22 protein-coding genes are annotated in these 22943 nt (G+C 63.6%); 9 read left to right on the top strand and 13 right to left on the bottom strand.

Going from position 1 to position 22943, the window contains the following annotated elements; translation table 11 throughout:
* Both ABIA90_RS34145 and ABIA90_RS34140 read left to right on the top strand, forming a co-directional pair.
* Positions 1-411: hypothetical protein (locus ABIA90_RS34145; RefSeq protein WP_354120720.1), on the top strand; the 411-nt coding region annotated here is incomplete at its 5' end.
* Between the two features lie 263 nt (positions 412-674).
* Positions 675-1262, top strand: a complete 588-nt coding sequence (locus ABIA90_RS34140) for a hypothetical protein (protein WP_166348920.1) — start codon at positions 675-677, stop codon at positions 1260-1262.
* 264 nt (positions 1263-1526) lie between these two features.
* On the opposite strand, the gene ABIA90_RS34135 is transcribed toward ABIA90_RS34140, so the two are convergent.
* Both ABIA90_RS34135 and ABIA90_RS34130 read right to left on the bottom strand, forming a co-directional pair.
* Positions 1527-2618 carry a TRAP transporter substrate-binding protein gene (locus ABIA90_RS34135; protein ID WP_354120721.1) on the bottom strand — a complete coding sequence of 364 codons (1092 nt, stop codon included), beginning with the start codon at positions 2616-2618 and terminating at the stop codon, positions 1527-1529.
* A 330-nt stretch (positions 2619-2948) separates the two neighbouring features.
* On the bottom strand, positions 2949-4040 hold the full coding sequence (locus ABIA90_RS34130) for a TRAP transporter substrate-binding protein (RefSeq protein ID WP_063986726.1): 1092 nt from the start codon (positions 4038-4040) through the stop codon (positions 2949-2951).
* A gap of 292 nt (positions 4041-4332) precedes the next feature.
* On the opposite strand from ABIA90_RS34130, the gene ABIA90_RS34125 reads away from it, so the two are divergent.
* The gene (locus ABIA90_RS34125) at positions 4333-5418 is read left to right on the top strand and encodes an SDR family oxidoreductase (RefSeq protein WP_354120722.1); all 1086 of its coding nucleotides are present in this window, start codon (positions 4333-4335) and stop codon (positions 5416-5418) included.
* Between the two features lie 187 nt (positions 5419-5605).
* Here the strand turns inward: ABIA90_RS34125 and ABIA90_RS34120 are convergent, their stop codons facing one another.
* The 7 genes from ABIA90_RS34120 to ABIA90_RS34090 form a co-directional block, all read right to left on the bottom strand.
* A complete protein-coding gene (locus ABIA90_RS34120; protein WP_354120723.1) occupies positions 5606-5983 on the bottom strand; it encodes a hypothetical protein in 378 nt (125 codons plus the stop codon).
* Between the two features lie 75 nt (positions 5984-6058).
* Positions 6059-6253, bottom strand: coding sequence for a hypothetical protein (locus ABIA90_RS34115; RefSeq protein ID WP_354122492.1), 195 nt, complete (start codon positions 6251-6253; stop codon positions 6059-6061).
* Positions 6254-6689: 436 nt separating this feature from the next.
* Positions 6690-7997 carry an NAD(P)H-dependent oxidoreductase gene (locus tag ABIA90_RS34110; protein ID WP_354120725.1) on the bottom strand — a complete coding sequence of 436 codons (1308 nt, stop codon included), beginning with the start codon at positions 7995-7997 and terminating at the stop codon, positions 6690-6692.
* Positions 7998-8139: 142 nt separating this feature from the next.
* Positions 8140-8940 carry a phytanoyl-CoA dioxygenase family protein gene (locus ABIA90_RS34105; RefSeq protein ID WP_354120726.1) on the bottom strand — a complete coding sequence of 267 codons (801 nt, stop codon included), beginning with the start codon at positions 8938-8940 and terminating at the stop codon, positions 8140-8142.
* Between the two features lie 145 nt (positions 8941-9085).
* Entirely contained in the window at positions 9086-9763 is a 678-nt protein-coding gene (locus ABIA90_RS34100) for a GntR family transcriptional regulator (protein WP_063985762.1), read from the bottom strand.
* Positions 9764-9947: 184 nt separating this feature from the next.
* Positions 9948-11204, bottom strand: coding sequence for a M20/M25/M40 family metallo-hydrolase (locus ABIA90_RS34095; protein WP_354120727.1), 1257 nt, complete (start codon positions 11202-11204; stop codon positions 9948-9950).
* A gap of 83 nt (positions 11205-11287) precedes the next feature.
* On the bottom strand, positions 11288-12145 hold the full coding sequence (locus ABIA90_RS34090; protein ID WP_354120728.1) for a sigma-70 family RNA polymerase sigma factor: 858 nt from the start codon (positions 12143-12145) through the stop codon (positions 11288-11290).
* 99 nt (positions 12146-12244) lie between these two features.
* Here ABIA90_RS34090 and ABIA90_RS34085 point away from each other — a divergent pair, with 99 nt between their 5' ends.
* A complete protein-coding gene (locus tag ABIA90_RS34085) occupies positions 12245-12700 on the top strand; it encodes a carboxymuconolactone decarboxylase family protein (protein ID WP_166105549.1) in 456 nt (151 codons plus the stop codon).
* A gap of 169 nt (positions 12701-12869) precedes the next feature.
* Here the strand turns inward: ABIA90_RS34085 and ABIA90_RS34080 are convergent, their stop codons facing one another.
* Together ABIA90_RS34080 and ABIA90_RS34075 are read right to left on the bottom strand one after the other, a co-directional pair.
* Positions 12870-13682 (bottom strand): alpha/beta fold hydrolase, encoded by an 813-nt coding sequence (locus tag ABIA90_RS34080; RefSeq protein WP_354120729.1) that lies wholly within the window; start codon positions 13680-13682, stop codon positions 12870-12872.
* 2 nt (positions 13683-13684) lie between these two features.
* Positions 13685-14503 carry an alpha/beta fold hydrolase gene (locus ABIA90_RS34075; RefSeq protein WP_354120730.1) on the bottom strand — a complete coding sequence of 273 codons (819 nt, stop codon included), beginning with the start codon at positions 14501-14503 and terminating at the stop codon, positions 13685-13687.
* 139 nt (positions 14504-14642) lie between these two features.
* On the opposite strand from ABIA90_RS34075, the gene ABIA90_RS34070 reads away from it, so the two are divergent.
* Positions 14643-15185 carry a methylated-DNA--[protein]-cysteine S-methyltransferase gene (locus ABIA90_RS34070; RefSeq protein ID WP_063985757.1) on the top strand — a complete coding sequence of 181 codons (543 nt, stop codon included), beginning with the start codon at positions 14643-14645 and terminating at the stop codon, positions 15183-15185.
* Between the two features lie 185 nt (positions 15186-15370).
* On the opposite strand, the gene ABIA90_RS34065 is transcribed toward ABIA90_RS34070, so the two are convergent.
* Together ABIA90_RS34065 and ABIA90_RS34060 are read right to left on the bottom strand one after the other, a co-directional pair.
* Positions 15371-16915, bottom strand: a complete 1545-nt coding sequence (locus ABIA90_RS34065) for an acyl-CoA synthetase (RefSeq protein ID WP_354120731.1) — start codon at positions 16913-16915, stop codon at positions 15371-15373.
* A 177-nt stretch (positions 16916-17092) separates the two neighbouring features.
* Positions 17093-18265 (bottom strand): acetyl-CoA C-acetyltransferase, encoded by a 1173-nt coding sequence (locus ABIA90_RS34060; RefSeq protein WP_354120732.1) that lies wholly within the window; start codon positions 18263-18265, stop codon positions 17093-17095.
* A 213-nt stretch (positions 18266-18478) separates the two neighbouring features.
* On the opposite strand from ABIA90_RS34060, the gene ABIA90_RS34055 reads away from it, so the two are divergent.
* The 4 genes from ABIA90_RS34055 (at position 18479) to ABIA90_RS34040 (ending at position 22850) form a co-directional block, all read left to right on the top strand.
* Positions 18479-19081 (top strand): TetR family transcriptional regulator, encoded by a 603-nt coding sequence (locus ABIA90_RS34055; RefSeq protein ID WP_166082377.1) that lies wholly within the window; start codon positions 18479-18481, stop codon positions 19079-19081.
* A gap of 55 nt (positions 19082-19136) precedes the next feature.
* Complete coding sequence (locus tag ABIA90_RS34050; RefSeq protein WP_166082383.1) at positions 19137-19895, top strand: SDR family NAD(P)-dependent oxidoreductase; 759 nt, start codon at positions 19137-19139, stop codon at positions 19893-19895.
* 233 nt (positions 19896-20128) lie between these two features.
* A complete protein-coding gene (locus tag ABIA90_RS34045; RefSeq protein ID WP_071917105.1) occupies positions 20129-20935 on the top strand; it encodes an enoyl-CoA hydratase/isomerase family protein in 807 nt (268 codons plus the stop codon).
* A 43-nt stretch (positions 20936-20978) separates the two neighbouring features.
* Positions 20979-22850, top strand: coding sequence for an AMP-binding protein (locus tag ABIA90_RS34040; RefSeq protein ID WP_354120733.1), 1872 nt, complete (start codon positions 20979-20981; stop codon positions 22848-22850).
* The last annotated feature ends 93 nt before the right edge of the window (positions 22851-22943 follow it).

Here is a 22943-nt window from a genome sequence, read left to right as displayed (position 1 = left end):
TCAGCGCCAATGGTACTATGGCTTAAGCCCTGGGAGAGTAGGTCGCTGCCAGGCCTGCCAAGGACAAGAAATCTTCCTCTTTCGATGTTCGAATACAAAACGCCGCCTCGGGAAACCGAGGCGGCGTTTTTGTTTGTGTTCTCGTCTTCGGCAACAGTGGCGCCGAGCCTCATCCTCAAGACAGAACACGTTGACGCCGAAACGATCCGGCGTCGCGCTGGCGATGGAACGTGTAGATCCCGCGGCGCGAGCAGAAGACGTGGCTCCACGCGGTGCGTCTTCCATTCGTCGACCAACAGCAGATCTTCGCCGCTCTCAACGCTGCGCGCGCTCTCGTGCACCTTCCTCATCGGCGTATTTGTCCGCCGGCACAATGAGCAGTCGCAGGTCGTGATTTCAGGTGATTCCTGACACCAGGCTGAACGCCACCGCGCCGCAAATGGCAGGCGCCTCGAGATGTCGGCAAGCAGATGGATTGCATGCAGAACAATGTTTGGTGATCGCAGGACCCACCACAGGGTTGTGATCATTCAGCCATGATCGGCCCTTAGCAGACGCAAGCGGAGTTCATGCGCAGTTCATTCCAGGCTCCCTAGTTTTTCCGTCGTCGAGACCTTCGATCGCCAAGACCTTCCGCTGACAACACCAACCATCCCCTTCAGGAGGAGACTCCCATGCCAGCATTGCTTCGTCCCGCCCTCACCGCGTTTGGCGTCGCGTGCCTTCTGTCCGCCGCATCGCTCGCCTCCTCCGGCACCGCGTTCGCGCAGGCCAAGCAGGCCGCGCCGGCTCCGCAGGCCGCGCCCGCGCAGGCGCCCAGCCTCAAGCAGATCGCGCTGACCGACAAGCAGCTCGACGGCGTGCTCGCCGCGCAGAAGGACATGGATGCGATCACGGAAAAGCTGCCGGAGAACACCGCGCCCGACCAGAAGGTGATCGGCCAGCTCGACGGCGTTGCCAAGAAGAACGGCTTTGCCGGCTATGACGATTACAACAACGTCGTCGACAACATCAGCCTCGTGCTCGGCGGCTTCGATCCCGCGACCAAGAAATATGTCGGCACCGAAGCCGTCATCAAGGCGCAGATCGCGCAGGTCCAGGCTGACAAGAAGATGCCGGCCAAGGACAAGAAGGAAGCGCTCGACGAGCTCAACGAAGCGCTGAAGACGCCGGCGCCGCAGGTCGAGAACAAGGCCAACATCGATCTGGTCGGCAAGTACTACGACAAGCTGGTTGCCGCACTGGGTGACGATCAGAACTGAGCGCTATTACGGAAAGCGCCCGCCACACTCACAGCTGTCATGCCCCGGCTTGGCCGGGTCATCCAGTACGCCGCAGCGGTTGTGGTGAGAGCGTGTTCTCCAATATGGGCCTCTGGAATACCGGATCGCCCGGTCAAGCCGGGCGATGACAGCTTTGGTGTGGTTCGGGCTCTCGCCTTATCGCGCTCTTGATCCCGAAACAAAAAGCCCCGGAGACATCTCCGGGGCTTTCGTCGTTTGTGGCGCTGCGTTTCGCTTAACGCCTCACGTCCGCGTCCGCATCCGCATCATGAAGCTGTCGTAGCTGAGCTCGGCGACCTGCATCCAGGCGAGCGACTCGTTCCTGAATGCCGACAGGCTCGTGTACAGCTTGTGGAAATGCGGGTTGGTCTTGTTGAGATCGGCGTAGATCTCGTGCGCGGCGTTGTAGCAGGCCTCCAGCACTTCCTGCGGGAACGGCTTCAGGATCGCCCCGGCCACCAGCAGACGCTTCAGCGCGGGCGGGTTGACGTAGTCGTATTTGCCGGTGACCCAGGTGAAGGTATCGCGTGAGGCCATCTCGACCACGGATTGATAGTGCTTCGGCAGCGCGTTCCACTTGTCGAGATTCATGATGTTGTGGCCCTGGCCGGTGCCTTCCCACCAGCCCGGATAGTAGTAGTATTTCGCGACCTTCACGAAGCCGAGCTTCTCGTCGTCATAGGGGCCGACCCATTCGGCAGCGTCGATCGTGCCCTTCTCCAGCGCCGGATAGATGTCGCCGCCCGCGATCTGCTGCGGCACGCCGCCGACCTTGGCGATGATCGTGCCGGCGAAGCCGCCGACGCGGAATTTCAGTCCCCTGAAATCCTCCATCGACTTGATCTCCTTCCGGAACCAGCCGCCCATCTGGGCGCCGGTCGAGCCGGTGGGAATGCCGACCGTGTTGTATTCCTTCAGCAGGTCGTTGAGCATTTCCGTGCCGCCGCCGAACAGCAGCCAGGAAATATGCGCCCGCGTGTTCAGTCCGAACGGCAGCGAGGTGCCGAACGTGAAGGCGGGGTTCTTGCCCCAGTAATAATACAGCGCCGTGTTGCCCATCTCGACCGTGCCGTTCGACACCGCGTCGAGCACCTGCAGGCCCGGCACGATCTCGCCGGACGCGAACGGCTGGATCTGGAATTTGTTGTCGGTGGCCTCGGCCACGCGCTTGCAGAAATATTCGCAGCCGCCATAGAGCGTATCGAGCGCCTTGGGCCAGCTCGCGGCGAGCCGCCATCTCACTTCCGGCGAAGATTGCGCGATGGCCGGCGCAGCAACCGCTGTGCTTGCCGCCAGGCCAGCGCCTGTCACTTTCAGAAATTCACGACGTTTCATGCGTATCCCTCCGTTGTGCCGATTGCTCGACTAAGGGAACGATCTTCGTGTCGTCTTTTGCTTCGCCGAGAACCGAACTTGTCTTTGGTGAAGGTGTGAGTGTGTCCGACGGCCCTTCAGGGCTCTTTGTGGATCCCGTACGTTGCGGTTCCGCCCTTCAGGATGACCGGTCGCCTTGCGATAATCAAGCGTCGTCGGAACGCTCGCAGTTGCGAAGCCGATTGGGACAACCAGGTTTGGTCCGAAACCAGAACCAAAGCACGTAAAACCCCGGAGATGGCAGCATCTCCGGGGCTTCTCCGTCTTTAGTCGTGTGAGCCGCTCAGCGCCTCACGTCTTGGTCCGCATCCGCGCCATGAAGCTGTCGTAGCTCAGCTCGGCCACCTGCGTCCAAGGCAACGAGTCATTCTTGAACGCGGTCATGCTCGCATGCATCTTGCCGAAATGCGGATTGGTCTTGGACAGGTCGGCATAGATCTCGTTGGCGGTGTTGTAGCAGGCCTCGAGCACTTCCTGCGGGAAGCCCCTGAGGATCGCGCCGTTCACGATCAGCCGCTTCAGCGCCGGAGCATTCACCGCATCGTACTTGCCGGTGATCCAGGTGAAGGTGTCGCGTGACGCCGCGTCGATCGCCGCCTGATAGTGCTTGGGCAGCGCGTTCCACTTCTCGATGTTCATGATGTTGTGGCCCTGGCTCGTGCCTTCCCACCAGCCGGGATAGTAGTAGTACTTCGCGACCTTGGCGAAGCCGAGCTTCTCGTCGTCATAGGGACCGACCCACTCGGCCGCGTCGATGGTGCCCTTCTCCAGCGCCGGATAGATGTCGCCGCCGGCGAGCTGCTGCGGCACGCAGCCGAGCTTGGCGAGGATCGTGCCGGCAAAGCCGCCGATACGCATCTTCAGGCCCTTAAGGTCGTCGACAGTCTTGATCTCCTTCCTGAACCAGCCGCCCATCTGCGCGCCGGTCGATCCGGTCGGGATGCCGTAGACGTTGTGCTCCTTCAGGAGGTCGTTGACGAGATCCTGTCCGCCGCCCCACAGCAACCAGGAAATCTGCTGGCGCGTGTTCAATCCGAACGGAAGGGCGGTTGCGAACGTGAATGCGGGGTTCTTGCCCCAATAGTAATAAAGCGCGGTATTGCCGATCTCGACAGTGCCGTTCGACACGGCGTCGAGCACCTGCAGGCCCGGGACGATCTCGCCCGCCGCAAAAGGCTGGATCTGGAATTTGTTGTCGGTAATGTCGGCGACCTGCTTGCAGAAATATTCGCAGCCGCCATAGAGCGTATCGAGGGCTTTCGGCCAGCTCGTGGCGTAGCGCCACCTGACCTCGGGCGACGACTGCGCGATCGCGGGCGCAGCCACTGCTGTGCTCGCGGCCAGGCCGACGCCTGTCACCTTCAGAAAATCACGACGTTTCATGCGCATCCCTTCCATTGCGTCGATGCATCGACCAGGGAACGATCTTGCTGTCGTCTTGTCTTCGCCGAGGATCGACGTTCTCTTGTTGAGATTTGTTTGAGCGTTTCCGAATGGCCCTGATGGGCTCTTGTTGCTGGAAGCCGAGCGTTGCGGTTCCGTCAGCAAGGATGACCGGACGCCCTACGATAATCAAGCCTGATGCCTTCCTCGCAAGTGCGAACGCGGGCCAGACGCAAGTCGGAACCATCAGCGATCTGCTACGCGATTAGGCAATAACAAGGGAGGCTCGCGCATGACGAGCAAAAAGGTCGTGGTCGCTGGGGCAACCGGTCTCGTCGGCAACGCCGCGTTGCGACACTTCGGCACATCCAGCCCTTGCGAGGTCATCGCGCTGTCACGGCGCAAGCCGCGCGACCTCTACGGCGCCCGCCACGTCCCGATCGACCTCACCAGCGACGCCGATTGCCGCCGTGCCGCGGCCGAGCTTCAGGGCGCCACCCATTTGATCTACGCCGCACTCTACGAGGCGCCACAGCTCGTCGATGGTTGGCGCGATCCGCAGCAGATCAAGACCAATGATCTGATGCTGCGCAATTTGATGGCCGCGCTCGAGCCGATGGCGCCAGACCTCAAGCACGTCGCCTTGCTGCAAGGCACCAAGGCCTATGGCGTTCACGTCCGCCCCTTGACGGTGCCGGCGCGCGAAGGCCGCTCCGAGATGTACGAGCAGCCCAACTTTTATTGGGCGCAGGAAAATTTCCTGCGCGAGCTCCAGGCCGGGAAAGCCTGGCACTGGAGCATCTTGCGCCCCGTTCTGATCGTCGGCCTCGCCATGGGGGGCGCCATGGATCTGATCCCGCCGCTCGGCGTCTATGCGGCGATGCTGCGCGAGCAGGGCAGGCCGCTCGACTTTCCCGGCGGCGCCGCGCGGGTGGCGCAGGCCGTCGACGTCGATCTCCTCGCGCGCGCGATCGCCTGGTCGGGCGAGGCCAAGGCGGCACAGAACGAAGCCTTCAACGTCACCAATGGCGATGTCTTCACCTGGGAAAACATCTGGCCCGCGGTGGCCGACGCGCTGGAGATGAAGCCCGGCAAGCCGATCCCGCTATCGCTCGCCAAGGAGTTTCCCAATTGGGTCTCTTCTTGGGACGCGTTGCGACGCAAGCATGACCTCGTGTCGCCGGACCTCGCCGACTTCGTCGGCCTGTCGTTCCAATACGCCGATTACAGCATGCGCTACGGCCAGACCGAGTCCGGTCCGCCCTCGATCGTCTCGACCGTGAAGATCAACCGCGCCGGCTTCACCGAGATGATGGACACCGAGGACATGTTCCGGAAGTGGTTCAAGCAAGCCAAAGATAGCCGGCTGCTTCCATAGAGATCGTTACTACGAAGGCAGTGCGCTCCCTCTCCCGCTTGCAGGGCCGGAGGTCGGGGCCGTTCCTACATCCAGTCGTGCACCCACCGCGTGACCTGGATGCTGATTTCGGCAGAGCCACAACTTCGGCACGAAACAGGCGGCCCCTTTGGGGCCGCCTGAGCTGTTTAACGTCAGAGCAGATGACCTACTGGCAGAGATGCTGGAGGCCGTCGCTACCCTTGAAATAGGTGCCGGGCCGGCAGACGATGCCGTTGCGGGCAGCATACGTACTCCAGCTGCCGTTCCAGCCCATCTCGCCGTACGACATGCCGGGCGACATGGCGTAGGAATTGCCCCAGTTGCCGACAGTCGCGTCCGCCGCTGCCGGCTGGCGATATGCCGTTCGCCGAGTTGATGGCCGAACTCGATAGTCGGGGGTGGTCCCCGTTCCAAGACCCGTGCAGCTGGCGAATTCAGCTTGGCATGCGTCCGGATTGGAGTTGTACCACTGCGCCTGTGCAGCAGAGCTGGACAGGGCAGATGCCACAACAACGACCGCACCAAGAATTTTCAGATTTATCATGGATTGCTCCTTACGGTTGGACCGTGGTGCAAGATGCCACGTGTGTCAGTACCCGTTTTTTTTGCGCGCAAAACATCAAATCGACGTGACACGTTGGGCGGGCACGAACAGAACGAGCATCCCGGTGTCATCCTTCGCGACCATCCCGACACTGCTCGGCCCGGCCATTGGCTTCTCGGGGCTATCAATCGCTGTGACCATCGCAAGAATTTCGAGGAGGCCGAAGCCAAGGCCATCGTGGTCGAATAGGACGCAACCTGCTGCGATCATGAGTCCGCATACGGTTGGACATGGCGCGGGCTGCGGCCGATGCCGGCTTTTGATCGAGAAGCCGAACTCATGGTTCAACATTCACCGCTTTGGCATAGCTACACTTCATCTATAATTCTCTCCCGTGGATCAGCTACAGGAGGCAAGAATGAAGCGATCAATTGCCTTGTCAGCGTCGCTAATTATTGGCTTCTCAATTGGAAGCAATGCAGGCGCGAGTGCTGCAACTTACTGCCGACACGTTGGCTATCCCGCCAATTGTGGCGTTCGGACCGGCGTCATGGTCGCGCCAACCCGTGATGTTCGCGGAATGCCACCATCAATTGATGCGGGCCCGAGCGGCGTTATAAGGCAGGACTTGTTCGCAAGGAATAATCCGAACAATTTGCGATCGGATTGGCCCAGTCCACCCGCTCAACCGGGGCCGTTCTAGCCGTTATTTCGCGAATGCCGTCTCCATTACCTTTCGCGTCTTGATCGTCTCGTTGTTAGCGTCGAACTCGACGTCGCTCCAGCGCACGATCTCGCCATGGGCGACGTCGTGCTTCAGCTTCAGGCGATGTGCGAGACCGATCGGCAGGGCGCCTGCCTTCAGGCTCGCGGCCGCCGGCACCAGCTTGCCCCACACGGTGTAGCCGCCTTCGCCGTCCAGCATCTCGCCGGCGCGCAGATTGCGCTTGGCCACGGCGGCAACGTCGCCGCGGAAGCCATAGGGCTGGCCGGTCGGCTCGCCCCGCAGCGCCGCCGACAGGATCGAGATGTTCAGCTCGAGCCCGATCAGATGGTACGGCTTGTACATCGCCGCGAAGCGTCCGCTGCCGTCGGTCTTCAGGCCGTATTGCCTGAAGCAGTCGGCGGCATAGTCGTTCGGCGCCTCCAGCACGACATAGACGCCCCACCGCAAATCGCGAAACACCGGCCGGCCGTCGCGCTCGAGCGAGGAGACGACTTCCACCACGCCCGACCGCTCCAGCACGCCGCCGCGTTCGCGCGGCCGCATGATGTGTGGCAAATCGTCGACGCCGCAGGGTGGAAACAGCAAACCGTTCGCGGGTACGTCGAGCGCACAGGCATTGGCGATCGCGGCCATCTCGATCGCGGATTTGGTGCCGTCGAGGAAGGAGTTGAACATCTGCGGATTCATGCCGGCCGACTGTGCCTCGCCCGCGGTGAGACCATAGTGCTGCCAGACGCCGTCGGGCGTCACGTCGTGATAGGCCGGCAGATACTTCGTGCCCTTGCCGGCCGCGACCACGCGAAAACCAGTGGCGCGCGCCCAGTCGACCATCTCGGCCGTCAGCGCCGGCTGGTCGCCATAAGCGAGCGAATAGACCACGCCCGCCTTCCGTGCTTCCTCGGCAAGCAAGGGGCCCGCCAGCACGTCGGCCTCGACATTCACCATCACGATATGCTTGCCCGCCGCAATCGCAGCGCGCGCGTGCTTGATGCCGACGGCCGGATTGCCGGTCGCTTCAACGACAACATCCATCGCGCCGCCCGCAATGGCGCGTGCGCCGTCGTCGGTAAACACAGTGGCCGCGATGCGCTCCGCATCCCAGCCCACGGTGCGGCAGGCTTCGCGCGCACGGTCGCGATCGATATCGACGATGATGGGCACTTCCAGCCCCGGCGTGTGCGGCACCTGCGCCAGAAACATCGAGCCGAACTTGCCGGCGCCGATCAGCGCGACACGGACAGGCTTGCCGGCGGACGCGTGGGCCTGGAGGAGGCGGAAGAGGTTCATGGGGGATGTCCTGAGTGCAACAATCAAATCTCGTCATTCCGGGGAGACGCGCAGCGTCGAGCCCGGAATCCATAACCACGATCGGGAGTATGGATTCCGGGCTCGCGCCCAAGAAGGCGCGCCCCGGAATGACAGTGAGAACTTACTCCGCCGCCTGTCGCGGCGCACGTGCGAGCCGCACCAGCGCATCGTCGTTCACCGTCTTGATCGGCGCAAAATCGCGATGCGCGATGTACTCGGGCCGCGTCGGTGTGCGGATGTAGTTCGAGACCGCGTTCAGGGTCAGGTACACGATCTTGCGCGGGTAGGGCGTGATGTTGCCGGCCGAGCCGTGCACGAGATTGCCGTGGAACATCAGCATGCCGCCCGGCTTGCCGGTGGGTGCGACGATGCCGCCCTGCTTGACCAGCCGCGTCACGGTCTCTTCGTCCAGCGTCCACAGCGGGTAGGAGGTCGTCGCAAGGTCATGCGAGGCCTGGAGATCGCCGGCATTCTGGCTCTGCGGCACCAGCATCAGGGGGCCGTTGATCGGCATCACCTCGTCGAGGAAGATCGCGATGTTCATCGCGCGCGGCTCCGGCATGCCGTCGTCGCGCTTCCAGGTGCCGTAATCCTGGTGCCATTGCCAGACGTCGCCGGTGAAGGCCGATTTCGCGTTGATCTTGAACTGGTGCATGTAGACCGGCTCGCCGAACAATTGCTCGACCGGGTCGATCATGCGCGGATGCGCACCCAGGATGCCGAAGGCCTCGTTGTAGAGATGCGCGGCAAAGGCCGTGCGCGGCGCGCCGCTCTTCTCGCGCCAGACCTCGGGCCGGTTCGCGTCATAGATGCCGATCGCCTCGCGCGCGAGGAAGTCGACTTCCTCCTGGCTGAACAATTCGGGGAGGAACAGCCAGCCCTCGCGATGGAAGAACTCCAATTGCTCCTGAGACAGTTTCATGGGTCGCTTCCTCTTGTTTTGTTTATTTGTTTTCTCTCTCGTCATGCCCGGGCTTGACCCGGCCATCCACGTCTTTGCTCCACGTTCGCGAGAAGAACGTGGATGCCCGGGACAAGCCCGGGCATGACGGCGGGCGCGCAAATGGCTACGCCGCCGCCTCGTCCGTCGCCCTCAATTTCTCCTCGGTCATCCGTCCCGCCGTCTGCGCATGGGCCAGCGCTGCGCGCTCGGCGGCTTTCGCATCGCCTGCGAGAATGTGTCCGGCAATCGTCGCGTGCTCGGCCCACGCGCTGCCGCGATAATCGAGCTCGGAGAGCACGGTCGCCATCGAGCGGCGCATATGCGGCCATTGCGGCGCGATCGTCTCCTCGATCACGGGATTGCCCGCGAGCTGATAGATCGCGCGGTGAAAATCGACGTCGAGCACGATCAGCTCGGCGAGCGAAGTCTTGCGGTCGATGCGGCGTCCGGCCGCGAGGGCTGCGTCCAGCCGCGCGCGTCCCGCCGCGTCGCTTGCAGCGCGCTGAGCAGCGAGCCGCGCGGCCAGCGCGTCGATGGCGCCGCGCACCTCGTAGAGCTGGCGGATGCGCGAAGGGTCGAGCTGGGTGACTTCAAAGCCGCGACGGCCGCTCTCGGCGACGAGACCCTGCCGGTGCAGCAGATGCAGCGCATGCGACACCGGCTGGCGCGACACGCCGAGCTTGTCGGCGAGTTCGTTCTGCCGGATGCGCTGACCGGGTTGAAGTGTGCGGTCGGAGATCGCCTCCAGGATCCGCGCATAGACCTGGTCGATCAGGTTCGGGAGCGGGTCGAGAGGGATCACGCCGGCAGCTCCGAGACATAAGAGGGAATACAGAATTCCGTATTCGAAGGTACTGCGGGAGGGGGAGGGCGTCAAGGCGGACCTCAAGTCGCCGTTTTTGGCCTCGCTAAGCCATTGATATCGCTAGAGCCGTCTACTGTGCATGGGGTTGTTTTCGCCAAAATGGCTTGGCCGGCCCCGGCGCCTACTTCTTCTTGCCCTGCTCGATCAGTATCCGGCTCATCAGATAGAGCCGCGGCACGATCGAGTTGGTGTCGATGAATTCGTCCCGCGCGTGATAGCCGAAGCCGGCGAGGCCAAAGCTCTCGACCACGACCGCCTTGCCGCTGCGGTTGGCATAGCCGGCATCGGTGGCGCCGCCGGTCATCTCGGCGATGTCGAGCTTGCGGTCGATCTCGGCATAGATCGCCTGCCCCTCCTGCGCGAGCGCGCGGCCGCGATCGCTGGCGACGAAGGGCGGGCGGCCCGCAATGATCGTCACCGTGGTCTCGGTGTCGGGCACGAACTTGTCCTTCACCTTCGCGTCGAGCGCCGCCTGCAATTTGGCGATGCCATCGGGGATGGTCAGGCGGATGTCGGCGCCGGCCTCGGCCTTTTCCGGAATCTGGTTGCGCACCGTGCCGGCCTGCGCCGTGGTCCAGTTCAGCTGCGTGCCCGGGATCGACTTGGCGACGTCCTTCGTCTGCTGCAATTGGTGCGCGAGCTCGATCAGTGCGTTGCGGCCGAGATCGGGCGCGGCGCCGGCATGCGAGGCGCGGCCCTTCACCTCCATCTTCGCTGTCGCAGTGCCGGCCGCGCCCAGCAGCAGCCCGTCATTCTTGGCGATCGGCGCGGCCACAGTCGGTTCGCAGGAGAGCACGACGTCGTGCTGGTCGGCGAGCTCGGCGATGATCTCGCCCGACCCGATCGAGCCGACCTCTTCATCCGGATTGAAGGACACGGTGAGCCTGGCGTAATCCTGCCAGCCGGCGTCCTTCAGGATCTTGAGCGCATGCAGGACCACGGCGATGCCGCCCTTGTCGTCGGCGATGCCGGGGCCGTAGATGCGGTTGCCGTCGATACGGTACGGCTCGCTTGCGAGGATGCCGCGCTGATAGACCGTGTCCATATGCGCGATCAGCATCAGCTTGCGCGACCCGGTGCCCTGGAAGGTGGCGATCACCATGTCGGCGCCGGTACCCGCGGTGGTCTTGCGACGCTCGATGGTGGCGCCCAGCGCCTTCAGGCGCGCCTCGGTGAATTCGGCCATCTTCTTCAGGCCCTCGGCATCGCTGCTGCCGCTCTCGATCATCACCATGTCGTGCAGGGTCTCGATCAGCGGCGCCTTCTCCTGCTCGGCCGCGGCCTTGAGCTTCTCGTCGGCGGCCGCAAGCGCGATGGTGCTGCCGGCGGCGAGGCCGAGCAGGGACAAGGCGAGCAGGGGAATGAAGCGGGCTGTCATGGAATCGTCCTTTCGCGTCTTGAGCGCATCGCGCGCGATTGGACTTCAGCGTAACATCCGGGCTGTCCGGATGCCACGTCCCGCTAGCGCTCCAGCACCTCCACCTCCATCGTCGCGATCTGGTCCGCATCGGCTACCGCCTCGATCCCCGCGATCCGGTCGCCGGTGAACGTCACGCGCAGCGCGATGCGCAGACGTCCGCCGAAGATGACGGCGACGCCGATCTCGCCATCGACCAGCGCCGTCCGTGCAGCCTGCGCACGGCCCTTGTAGAGCTGTGCGACCGCATCCGCGCCGCGGATCTCCGGCAGCGTGCCGAGCCGCACCGCAGCCTGGTCGGCACGGAACACGACGTCGGGATCGAGCAGGGCCAGCAGGCCCTCGAAATTGCCTTCGCGCGAAGCCCTGAGGAAGGCATCGACGATCGTGCGCTGGTGCGAGATGTCCGCCTCGGGCACCGGCGCACCCTGGACGCGCCGACGTGCGCGGCTCGCAAGCTGCCGCGAGGCGTCGACCGAGCGTCCGACGATCGGCGCGATCTCCTCGAACGGGACTGCGAACATGTCGTGCAGCACGAAGGCGAGCCGCTCTGCCGGCTGCAATGTCTCGAGCACGACGAGAAGGGCCGCGCCGACGGAATCAGCCATCTCGGCCTCGCGCTCCCGCGTCTCGTCGACCGGCTCGGGCACATGCGGGCCCATCGGGTCCTCGCGGCGCGATTTGCGCGCGCGCAGCATGTCGAGGCAGATGCGCGCGACCACGGTGGTCAGCCAGCCGCGCAGGTTCGCGACATCGGACGTGTCGTAGCGGCTGACCCGCAGCCAGGCCTCCTGCACGGCATCGTCGACCTCGGCACTGGAGCCCAGCATCCGGTAGGCGACCGCGCGCAGATGGTCCCTGCTGGCCTCGAACTGGCGGCCGAGAAAATTTTCTTCGCTCATCGGTCACATTCCCTCGTCGCGATCCGTCATGCCCATGACGAAGCCAATCCGGTCGATGTGACCGGAACCGTCGAAATTTTCAAACGGAGACGCAAGATGATGCACGCCCGCATGAACCACCCCGTCATGGTCCTTCCCGAGGCCATGAATGTCCTTCAGTCCCTTGGCAATTTGACCAAGCAGGGCCTGCCGGAAAAACTCCTCGAACTGGTGCACCTGCGCGCCAGCCAGATCAATGGCTGCAGCGTCTGTGTCGACATGCATCCGAAGATCGCCCGCAAGCTGGGTGAGACCGACGAGCGCCTGTTCGCCGTCTCGGCCTGGCGCGATGCGCCCTATTTCAGCGACGCCGAACGCGCCGCGCTGGCGCTGACCGAGGCCGTCACCCGCCTTGCCGATCGCGAGGACCCGGTGCCGGATGCGATCTGGAACGAGGCCGCCAAGCATTTTGACGAGCGCGAGCTCGCAACGCTGATCCTCTCGATCGCGACCATCAACGTCTGGAACCGGCTGAACGCGACGATCAAGATGCCGGTCGGCGTGTGGAAGGTGTGAGTTTCTGTGCCCTCTCCCCTTGCGGGAGAGGGCAGCGCCGCTGGGAGACACAAACTCACTTGGGTGAGGGGTATTTCTCCGCAGACTCATTTGCAGATGTGATTCTTCTCCCACATCCGCCTTCGCCTGAAGGCTTCGGCGGACAAGAGGGGAGAAGGAAAAAAGAAAGCTACTCCGCCAGAAACCTGTTCACCACCTCGCCGAACTCAAGCGGCGCCTGCTCGAACATCCAGTGGCCGGCATTCTCGATCACCGCGGTCTTGCTGCCCGCGATGTGCTCGGCCAGCACGCGCCACATCACCGACAGGCTGCCGGTGGTCGCGCCGCCGCCGATCAGCAGCGTCGGCGTCCTGATCGCTTGCGCATCAGCGAGCGTGTAGGACCGGCGCTGCTCGTTGATCTGGCCGAGGAAGGTGAGCGTGTTGTCGCGCAGCTGTTGCTTCGCCGCCGCCGGCACGCGCCGCCACGAGCCTTCGCCTTCGATGCCCTCGTAGAAATTCTGCAGCGCGCCGTCGAGATCGCCGGCGCGGATCATCTCGACCGAGCGTATCGTCTTCGCAGCGAGCGGCGGATGCGCGGGCGTGCCTTCGGGCACCGGCAGGCTGGCGTCGAGATCGCCGCCCGGCTCGGCCAGCACCAGCTTGCGCAGGAGGTCAGGCCGCGCTTGCGCGACGCGAAACGCGATGTGGCCGCCGCGCGAATGGCCCATCAGGTCGACCGGCCCGGGTTTGACCTGCTCGATGAAGGCGATCGTGTCGGCCACATGCTGCGCCATCTTGTAGTCGTCGCCGATGGCGTCCCAATGCTCGGGAAAGAAGTGCCGCAGGCTGACCGAGATCACGCGATGCGACTTCGACAGTGGGCCGAGCACCGAGTACCAGGTGCGGAAATCACCTAGCGTGCCATGCACGCAGACCAGCGGATGGCCCTCTCCGACTTCAAGATAGGCCATGTCGTAACCGTTGACGCGAAAGCTCTGCATGATCAGCTCGCCAGGAAATCCAGAACCAGTTCGGAGTATTTTTGCGGCGCCTGCTCGAACATCGGATGGGTCGCGTTCGGGATGATCGCCGTCTTGGAATAGGGCACGTGCGCAGCCAGCGCATGCAGTACCTTTGGCAGCAGGCCCTTGGTCCGCGCGCCCAGGATGAACAGCGTCGGCATCTTGATCGATTCTGCATCCGCCTTCGAGAACGGCGGGCGGTTGTCGCGGACCTGCCCGATCAGGGTATAGGCGTTGTCGCGCAGATTCTGCTTCACCATCGCCGGCAGCCGCGGCCAGGTGCCGGCTCCCTCCAGCGTGTCCACGAAGACGGCAAGGCCGCCGTCGACATCGCCGGCCGCGATTTTCGCGGCCGAGGCCGTGAACCGCGCCAACAGTGGCGAGGGGCCGCCGACGTAATCGGGATCGAGGCTCGCATCGAGCTCGCCGCCGGGTTCGGCCAGGATCAGCCGCCGCAACAGGTCGGGGCGCGTCTGTGCCACGCGGAAGCAGATGTGGCCGCCGCGGGAGTGGCCCATCAGATCGACCGGGCCGAGGTCGAGCTTCTCGATGAAGGCGATGACGTCCTGGACATGCTGGGCGATCGAATAGGTGTCGCCGACGCCGTCCCAGCGGTCGGGGAAGAAATGCCGCAAGCTGACAGCGATCACCCGGTGCCGCTGCGTCAGCGGTCCGAGCACGCAGCTCCAGACGCGAAAGTCATTGAGCGAGCCATGCACGCAGACCAGCGGCGGCCGGCCTCGGTCTTCACCCACGTCGAGATAGGTCATGTCGTATCCGTTGACGTGGAGGCTTTGCATTCGGGGCTCGCGGGAAGGGGGCAGGAACTCCTGTGCAAGATTCCCGGAAACCGGGTGGATCGCAACTATTTCCAAGCCTAGATTTAGGCATGGATCACAATGGGGGCATGCGACGAGGGCGCAAGCCAGGAACCAAGCCATGACCGACCAGCATTTTGCCCTGTTCGATACCAGGATCGGCCTCTGCGCCATCGCCTGGGGTCCGCGTGGTATCAACGGCACGCAACTGCCCATGGGCGGCGAGGAGAAGATCCGCACCCGCATCAGCCAGCGCCATGCCGACGCCACCGAGGCCGAACCGACCGCCGAGGTGCGAGAGGCGATCGACCGCATCACAAAACTGCTCGCGGGCGAGCCTGACGATCTCACCGACATTCCGCTCGATCTCGACGGCGTGCCCGACTTCAACCGCGGCGTCTACGAGATCGCCCGCGCCATCCCGCCCGGCAAGACCATCACCTATGGCGACATCGCCAAGCAGCTCGGCGGCGTCCAGCTGTCGCGCGATGTCGGCCAGGCGCTCGGCCGCAACCCGTGCCCGATCGTCGTGCCCTGCCATCGCGTGCTGGCTGCCGGCAACAAGCCCGGCGGCTTCTCGGCCAATGGCGGCGTGGTGACGAAGCTGAAGATGCTCGAGATCGAAGGCGCGCTGGTGAACCACACGCCGAGTTTGTTCGATTGATGGCTGCTCTTACCCTCCCCTGGAGGGGGAGGGTCGATCGCGCGCAGCGCGAGCGGGGTGGGGTGATCTCTCCACTCGGGCAGTGTGCGCTTGGGATAGACCGTCACCCCACCCCGCTGCGCATTCCGCTTCGCTTCATGCGCAGCGACCCTCCCCCTCCAGGGGAGGGTAAGAAAGAGCGGGCGCTAAATCTTTGCCGTCGTCTTCGGCCAATACCGGTCGCGCAGATGCCGCTTCACCAGCTTGCCCGTCGGCGTGCGCGGCAGCTCGGCTTCGAAATCGATCGAGCGCGGGCATTTGATCGCCGAGAGACGCGTCTTGCAGTAGGCGATCAGGTCCGCCTCGAGCGCCTTGCCGGCGCGGCTCATGTCGTGCGGCTGCACCACTGCCTTCACCTCTTCGCCCATCTCCTCGTTCGGGACGCCGAACACGGCGACGTCGGCGATCTCAGGGTGGGTGATGAGCACGTCCTCGGTCTCCTGCGGGTAGATGTTCACCCCGCCGGAGATGATCATGTAGGACTTGCGGTCGGTGAGGAACAGAAAACCGTCCTTGTCGAGATAGCCGACGTCGCCAAGCGTCGACCAACCCTTGGCGTTGTAGGCCTTCCTCGTTTTCTCTGGATCATTGTGATAGGTGAAAACCGGCGCATCGGCGAAATAGACCGTGCCGATCTCGCCCACCGGCTGCTCCTCGTCGTTCTCGTCCAGGATCTTGATCTTGCCGACCACGGCGCGGCCGACGCTGCCGCGATGCTCCAGCCATTGCTGCGAATTGCAGACGGTGACGCCGTTGCCTTCCGAGCCGGCGTAATACTCGATCAGGATCGGTCCCCACCATTCGATCATTTTTGCCTTGACGTCGACAGGGCAGGGGGCAGCGGCGTGGATCGCGCCTTTCAGCGTCGAGACGTTGTACTGGGCGCGGACCTCGTCGGGCAGCTTCAGCATGCGCACGAACATGGTCGGCACGAGTTGCGACTGCGTGACCTTGTACTTTTCGACGAGCTTGAGAAAATCCTCGGCGTCAAAATGCTCCATGATGATGGAGGTGCCTCCGAGAACGATCGCCATCATGTTGAAGCGCAAAGGGGCCGCGTGATAGAGCGGCGCCGGCGAGAGGTAGGTGCTCTCCGCATTCATGCCGCACATGTCGGCGCAGAGTACGCGCAGGAAGGCGTTCGGCACGTCGATCTTGTTGCCTTCGAAGGCCCTCTTGATGCCCTTCGGTCGGCCGGTGGTGCCGGACGAATACAGCATGTCGTAGCCGGCGACCTCGTCCGCAATCGGCGTTGTCGGCTGTGCGGACGCTTCCTTGTCGTAGGAGCGGAAGCCGGGCTGGGGCTCGTCGACCATGTAGAAGATCGGCTCGCCCGCGGTCCCCTTGATCAGGGCCTTGATCTGGTCGGCGCATTTCGTCGTGGTGATCACGACCTTGGCGCCGCAATCGCCGATGATGTAGTCGATCTCGTCCTGCTTCAGATAGCGGCTGATCGCGGTGTAATAGAGCCCGCTGCGTTGCGCCGCCCAGCAGATCTCCATGAACGCGAGACGGTTTTCCATCAAGAGCGCAATGTGGTCGCCGGCCTTCAGGCCGAGCGAGCGGAACAGGTTTGCGCCCTGGTTCGAGAGCTCGTCGAGCTCGCGATAGGTGATCGCCTTGCCGGTCCCGGCCATCTGGTAGGCGATCTTGTCGGGCGTGGTTTTGGCGTAGACGGACGGATGGGTCATAAGCGTAGGTCCCAAGGCACACGAGATGTCGTCCCGGCGAAAGCCGGCACCCATAACCACAGGGCGTCGTTTGGCAGAGGATCGTCGTTCGGTACTGCGACCAACCACAATCGATAGATTTCGCGGTATGGGTCCCGGCTTTCGCCGGGACGACACCGTTAGTGTGGCAGCAGCAGTTTACAGCCGCTCCACGATCGTCACATTCGCCATGCCGCCGCCTTCGCACATGGTCTGCAGGCCGTAGCGCTTGCCGCGCTGGTGCAGGGCGTGGACCAGGGTCGTCATCAGCTTGGTGCCGGAGCCGCCGAGCGGATGGCCGAGGGCGATGGCGCCGCCATTGACGTTCAGGCGGGACGGATCGGCGCCGGTGGTCTTGAGCCAGCCGGTCGGCACCGAGGCGAAGGCCTCGTTGACCTCGAACAGGTCGATGTCGTCGACCTTCATGCCGGCCTTCTCCAGCGCGCGCTTGGTGGCGTGCAGCGGAGCATCGAGCATGATGACGGGATCGCCGCCGGTCATAGTCATGTGATGGATGCGCGCCAGCGGCGTGAGGCCGAGCTGCTTGAGGCCGCGCTCGTTCACCACCATCACACCGGAGGCGCCGTCGCAGATCTGGCTGGCGCTGGCCGCGGAGAGCTTGCCGTTCTCGGCGATCAGCTTGACGCCCTTGATGCCGTCGAGTGTGGCGTCGAAGCGGATGCCCTCGTCGATGTGGTGGGTGTCCTTGGAGCCGTCGGCGCGGGTGATCTCGAGCGGTACGATCTCCTTCTTGAAGTGGCCGGCTTGGGTCGCCGCGATCGCGCGCTGATGGCTGTTGTAGGAGTACTCATCGAGCTCGTCCTTGGAGAGGCCGTACTTCTCGGCCATCATCTCGGCGCCGGTGAACTGGCTGAACACGATGTTCGGATAACGGTGCTCGATGCCCGGGCTCTTGTAATTGCCAAAGCCGTTCTTGGCGGGAAGCTGCGAGGACAGGCCCATCGGCACGCGCGTCATCGATTCCACGCCGGCGGCGATCACGACGTCCATCGTGCCCGACATCACGGCTTGAGCCGCAAAGTGCAACGCCTGCTGCGAGGAGCCGCACTGCCGATCGATCGAAGTGCCCGGAACGCTCTCCGGCAGCTTCGAGGCCATGATCGCGTTGCGCGCGACGTTGTTGGACTGCTCACCGACCTGCATCACGCAGCCCATGATCACGTCCTCGACCAGGGCGGGATCGATCTTGGTGCGATCGACCAGTTCGTTCAGCACTTTTGCGGCGAGATCGGCCGGATGCCAGCCGGCGAGGCGGCCCCCCTTGCGCCCGCCCGCGGTACGCGCAGCGGCGACGATGTAAGCCTCGGCCATGTCGGTCTCTCCCTGGATTGTTCTCTATCGAGTTGGATTGTCGGCGCGGATTTAATGGGCGCGATATCGTTTAGTCAATCGATCAATTAACTCTTGTGATGAGGCGCTGCTTCGGCTTATCTGCGGCCGCTTCAAGCGGCGAGAACAGGGAACTCCGTGACTACCAGCGTACCGAACAGGCTCCCGAGCGGAAAGAATTCCACGGCAGAGAAATTGCTCGTGGCCGCGAGCGACCTGATGATCGAACGCTCGTCGATCGAGATCTCGCTGTCCGACATCGCCCAGAAGTCGGGCGCCAATGCCGCGCTGGTCAAATATCATTTCGGCAACAAGGACGGCCTCTTGCTGGCGCTGCTCGCGCGCGATGCCGCGACCGAGATGTCCAATCTGGAATATCTGCTGGCGCAACCGATCACATCGACGGCGAAGCTGAAGCTGCATATCGCCGGCATCATCCGCGCCTATTACCGGTTCCCCTACATGAACCGGCTGATTCATTATCTGCTGCATGAGACCAATGCCGGCTCTGCCGACGAAGTCTCAAAATTCTTCGTGGCGCCGCTGCTGGATTTCCATCGTCGCCTGCTCACTGAGGGCGTCAGCCGCGGTGAGTTCCGCGCCACCGATCCGGTGCTGTTCTACACCAGCCTGATCGGCGCCTGCGATCACCTGTTCTTTGGCCGGCACGCGATGTCTCGCGCGACCGGCGTCGGTCCGGTCACCGATGACGTCTGCCGGCAATACATCAAGCACATGGAAACGCTGATCTGCGGTGGCATCCTCACGCAAGCCGAGGAAGCTGCCGCGGCCGGATAATCCGGCCGAGACGTACAAGTCTAGAGAAGAAACGCCCAAGGAAAGGTAGCCTGTCATGGAATTGAAAGACGTAGCCGTTCTCATCACCGGTGGTGGTTCGGGTCTTGGTGAAGCGACCGCGCGCGCCATGGCCGCCAAGGGCGCTAAGATTGGTGTGATCGATCAGAACAAGGACAATGCAGAGAAGGTCGCTGCCGAAGTGAAGGGCGTCGCGCTTCATGCCGACGTCACCAGCGAGGAGCAGATCAAGGCAGCAATCGCGAAGGCGGAAGCCGCGCACGGCGTCGCGCGCGTGCTGATGAACTGCGCCGGCATCGGCGGCTCGCAGCGCATCGTCGGCCGCGACGGCATCTATCCGCTCGAAAAGTTTGCGCGCATCATCAACGTCAATCTGATCGGCACCTTCAACTGCCTGCGTCTGTTCGCCGAGCGCCTCGTCACGATCGAGCCCGTCGGAGAAGAGCGCGGCGTCATCATCAACACTGCCTCGGTGGCCGCCTATGAAGGCCAGATCGGCCAGATCGCCTACTCGGCCTCGAAGGGCGGCGTCGTCGGCCTGACACTGCCGGCCGCGCGCGACCTTGCGAGCCAGAAGATCCGCGTCAACACCATCGCGCCCGGCCTGTTCTTCACGCCGTTGCTGATGGGCCTGAACGAGGAGGCCCGCAAGAGCCTCGGCGCCCAGGTGCCGCATCCCTCGCGCCTCGGCGATGCCAAGGAATACGGCTCGCTCGCGGTGCACATCGTCGAGAATGCGATGCTCAACGGCGAGACCATCCGTCTCGACGGCGCAATTCGCATGGCTCCGCGGTAGGCGATGCTCTTCCTTCTCCCCTTGTGGGAGAAGGTGGCATAGGCGGCCTTTGGCCGCCGTCCTTAAAAGGACGCCGATGCTTCGCATCGGCTATGGCGCCGGATGAGGGGTCTCTATCCGCGGAGACAGACCCCTCACCCAAGCGAGTTCTTGGTCAGCGACGTACATGCCCTCTCCCACAAGGGGAGAGGGCGCAATAACCGCCACTCGAAGAGCGGATGCAGGAGCGCCACATGTCCCAACCGCTGCTGATCGAGCACAACGACGGCGTCGATACGGTGACGCTCAATCGGCCCGAAAACCTCAACGCGCTCGATCCTGCGCTGATTGATGCACTCAATACCTACTTCCAGGGCCTCCAGCGCAACCGCGACACGCGCGTCGTCGTGCTGAAAGGCGCCGGCAAGAATTTTTGCGCCGGCCTCGACCTCAAGGCGGCGATGGCCCGCCGCGCCGGGCAGCAGGAGCCGCCCGGCGTCACCGAGTCGCTCGACTCGCAGCGCCGCATCGCCGACATCGTGATGTTGATGCGGCGTTGTCCGCAGCCGATCATCGCTCTGGTGCAGGGCGCGGCGGCTGGCGGCGGCTTTGCGCTGGCGCTTGCCTCCGACATCCGCATCGCGACCAAGTCGGCGCGCATGAACTGCGCCTTCATCAAGCTCGGCCTTGGCGGCTGCGATATCGGCACCAGCTACTTTCTGCCGCGGCTCGTCGGCGTCTCAGTCGCATCCGAGCTGATCCTCACCGGACGCTTCATCGGCGCCGAGCGTGCGCTCGCGGTCGGGCTCGTCTCGGAAGTCGTCGACGAAGACAAGCTCGACGAAGCCGCTGAACCTTACGTCGATGCGATGATGACGGCCTCACCCGTGGGGCTGCGCCTGTCAAAAGAATGTCTCAACATGAGCGTCGATGCGGGATCGCTGGAAACCGTTATCGCGATAGAGGACCGCAACCAGGTCCTGTGCAGTCGCTCCGAGGAATTTTCGGAAGGCATCAGGGCCTTCCTTGAGAAGCGAAAGCCTGTCTATATCAGGCGCTGAACGAGAACGATCCGCAAAGGACGATAATTCCGGGAGACTCAAAATGAGTGGAAGTGCGGCGGCAGTGATGACGAAGCCCGCCTTTCGCAAGGTCGAGTGGCTCGCGCGCGACATCGACGTCGAGCGGCGCGATGACGGCACGGTGGTGCTGAAGTCGCGCATTCCGCTGCAAGCCTACGAGACGCATCTTCCGGCCTCGCTGGCGAAATGGGCCACGCAAGCGCCTGAGCGCATCTGGCTCGCGCAGCGCGGCGGAGCGAACCGCGAATGGCGCAAGGTCTCCTATGGCGAAGCCAAGCGTACCGTGGATGCGCTGACGCAGGCGCTGCTCAATCTAAGGCTCGACGGACGCCCGGTCACGATTCTCTCCGGCAATTCGATCGAGCACGCGCTGATGACGCAGGCCGCGATGCAGGCGCGCTCGCCGGCGGCTCCGGTGTCGCCGGCCTACTCCTTGATGAGCCATGATCACGTCAAGCTGAAATATCTGTTCGACCTGATCAAGCCGGCCGTGGTGATGGTTCAGGACGGCCCGACCTTCGAGAAGGCGCTGAACGCACTCGACCTCACCGGCGTCACCGTCGTTCACGTCGTGCGTCCCTGCGACGGCATCAAGAGCGTCAGCTTTGCCGAGCTCGCGGCAACGTCCGTGACCGCCGATGTCGAAGCATCGATCGCGAAGATCACGCCGCAGACCGTGGGCAAGCTGTTGTTCACCTCCGGCTCGACCGGCATGCCCAAGGCGGTCATCAACACGCAAGAAATGATGTGCGCCAATGCGGCGATGATGATGCAGGTGCGACCGCGCGATCCCGGCGGTCCGATCTCGACCATGCTGGACTGGATGCCATGGAACCACACCATGGGCGGCAATGCGGCGTTTCATCCGGTCCTGGTTGACGGCGGCGCCCTCTATATCGATGACGGCCGGCCGATGCCGGGCCAGTTCGAGGAGACGCTGCGCAATCTGCGCGAGATCTCGCCGACCTATTATGCCAACGTGCCGGCCGGCTATGCCGCGCTCGCCGCGGCCATGGAGAAGGACGATGCGCTGTGCTGCTCGTTCTTCAAGAACCTGTCGATCATGGCCTATGGCGGCGCGCGGCTGCCTGACGATCTCTATGAGCGCATGCAGGCCCTCGCCGTGAAGACGACCGGCGAGCGCATCGTGTTCTACACCGGCTGGGGCTCGACCGAGACGGCGCCGACCTCGACCGGCACCTATTGGGACACCGAGCGCGTCGGCCTGATCGGCCTGCCGTTCCCCGGCGTCGAATTGAAGATGGTGCCGTGCGGCTCGAAATACGAATTGCGCCTGCGCGGCGTCAACGTCACGCCCGGCTATTTCGGCCAGCCGGACCTGACGAAGAAGATGTTCGACGAGGAAGGTTTTTACTGCATCGGCGATGCCGGCATCTTCGTCGACGATGCCGATCCGGTGAAGGGCATCATCTTCGCCGGCCGCGTCGTAGAGGACTTCAAGCTCACCACCGGCACCTTCGTCCATGTCGGATCGCTCCGTACTGACGCGATCGCCGCGGCGACGCCCGTTGTGCATGACGCGCTGGTTGCCGGGCAGGATCAATGCTCGATCGGTCTGCTGGCATGGCCGAACCTGCACGCCTGTCGCCAACTCGTCGGCAATTTCGAGCTGAGCTTCGAGGACGCGGTGAAACATCCCGAGGTGATCGCCTGCTTCAGACGTGGCCTCGAAGCGCACAACACGGAATGTGGCGGCGCCAGCAGCCGCGCTATCGCGCGCGCAATGCTGATGCCCGAGCCGCCCTCCATCGACGGCAATGAACTCACCGACAAGGGCTACATCAACCAGCGCGCCGGCCTGGAGCGCCGTGCGGCGCTGGTGGAGCGGCTCTATGCGGATAAGCCTGATCAGGACGTGATCGTGCTGCGATGAATGCGCAACTCTCTCAACTCGTCATTTCGGGATGGCCCGAAGGGCCAGGCCCGGAATCCATAACCCCGGCTGGTGGATATGGATTCCGGGCTC

It is taken from the genome of Bradyrhizobium sp. LA6.8 (assembly GCF_040547935.1).
GTDB lineage: Bacteria > Pseudomonadota > Alphaproteobacteria > Rhizobiales > Xanthobacteraceae > Bradyrhizobium > Bradyrhizobium barranii.
Note: the sequence above shows the minus strand (reverse complement) of the source record. Positions and strands in the feature narration are given on the sequence as shown.

Excerpts from the sequence above, each read along its gene's own strand:
- ABIA90_RS34130 (WP_063986726.1), bottom strand. The coding sequence starts at position 4,040 with ATGAAACGTCGTGATTTTCTGAAGGTGACAGGCGTCGGCCTGGCCGCG.
- ABIA90_RS34140 (WP_166348920.1), top strand. The coding sequence starts at position 675 with ATGCCAGCATTGCTTCGTCCCGCCCTCACCGCGTTTGGCGTCGCGTGC.
- ABIA90_RS34135 (WP_354120721.1), bottom strand. The coding sequence starts at position 2,618 with ATGAAACGTCGTGAATTTCTGAAAGTGACAGGCGCTGGCCTGGCGGCA.
- ABIA90_RS34085 (WP_166105549.1), top strand. The coding sequence starts at position 12,245 with ATGCACGCCCGCATGAACCACCCCGTCATGGTCCTTCCCGAGGCCATG.
- ABIA90_RS34095 (WP_354120727.1), bottom strand. The coding sequence starts at position 11,204 with ATGACAGCCCGCTTCATTCCCCTGCTCGCCTTGTCCCTGCTCGGCCTC.
- ABIA90_RS34080 (WP_354120729.1), bottom strand. The coding sequence starts at position 13,682 with ATGCAGAGCTTTCGCGTCAACGGTTACGACATGGCCTATCTTGAAGTC.
- ABIA90_RS34075 (WP_354120730.1), bottom strand. The coding sequence starts at position 14,503 with ATGCAAAGCCTCCACGTCAACGGATACGACATGACCTATCTCGACGTG.
- ABIA90_RS34065 (WP_354120731.1), bottom strand. The coding sequence starts at position 16,915 with ATGACCCATCCGTCCGTCTACGCCAAAACCACGCCCGACAAGATCGCC.
- ABIA90_RS34110 (WP_354120725.1), bottom strand. The coding sequence starts at position 7,997 with ATGAACCTCTTCCGCCTCCTCCAGGCCCACGCGTCCGCCGGCAAGCCT.
- ABIA90_RS34060 (WP_354120732.1), bottom strand. The coding sequence starts at position 18,265 with ATGGCCGAGGCTTACATCGTCGCCGCTGCGCGTACCGCGGGCGGGCGC.
- ABIA90_RS34050 (WP_166082383.1), top strand. The coding sequence starts at position 19,137 with ATGGAATTGAAAGACGTAGCCGTTCTCATCACCGGTGGTGGTTCGGGT.
- ABIA90_RS34045 (WP_071917105.1), top strand. The coding sequence starts at position 20,129 with ATGTCCCAACCGCTGCTGATCGAGCACAACGACGGCGTCGATACGGTG.
- ABIA90_RS34040 (WP_354120733.1), top strand. The coding sequence starts at position 20,979 with ATGAGTGGAAGTGCGGCGGCAGTGATGACGAAGCCCGCCTTTCGCAAG.
- ABIA90_RS34115 (WP_354122492.1), bottom strand. The coding sequence starts at position 6,253 with ATGATCGCAGCAGGTTGCGTCCTATTCGACCACGATGGCCTTGGCTTC.
- ABIA90_RS34105 (WP_354120726.1), bottom strand. The coding sequence starts at position 8,940 with ATGAAACTGTCTCAGGAGCAATTGGAGTTCTTCCATCGCGAGGGCTGG.
- ABIA90_RS34070 (WP_063985757.1), top strand. The coding sequence starts at position 14,643 with ATGACCGACCAGCATTTTGCCCTGTTCGATACCAGGATCGGCCTCTGC.
- ABIA90_RS34090 (WP_354120728.1), bottom strand. The coding sequence starts at position 12,145 with ATGAGCGAAGAAAATTTTCTCGGCCGCCAGTTCGAGGCCAGCAGGGAC.
- ABIA90_RS34125 (WP_354120722.1), top strand. The coding sequence starts at position 4,333 with ATGACGAGCAAAAAGGTCGTGGTCGCTGGGGCAACCGGTCTCGTCGGC.
- ABIA90_RS34120 (WP_354120723.1), bottom strand. The coding sequence starts at position 5,983 with ATGATAAATCTGAAAATTCTTGGTGCGGTCGTTGTTGTGGCATCTGCC.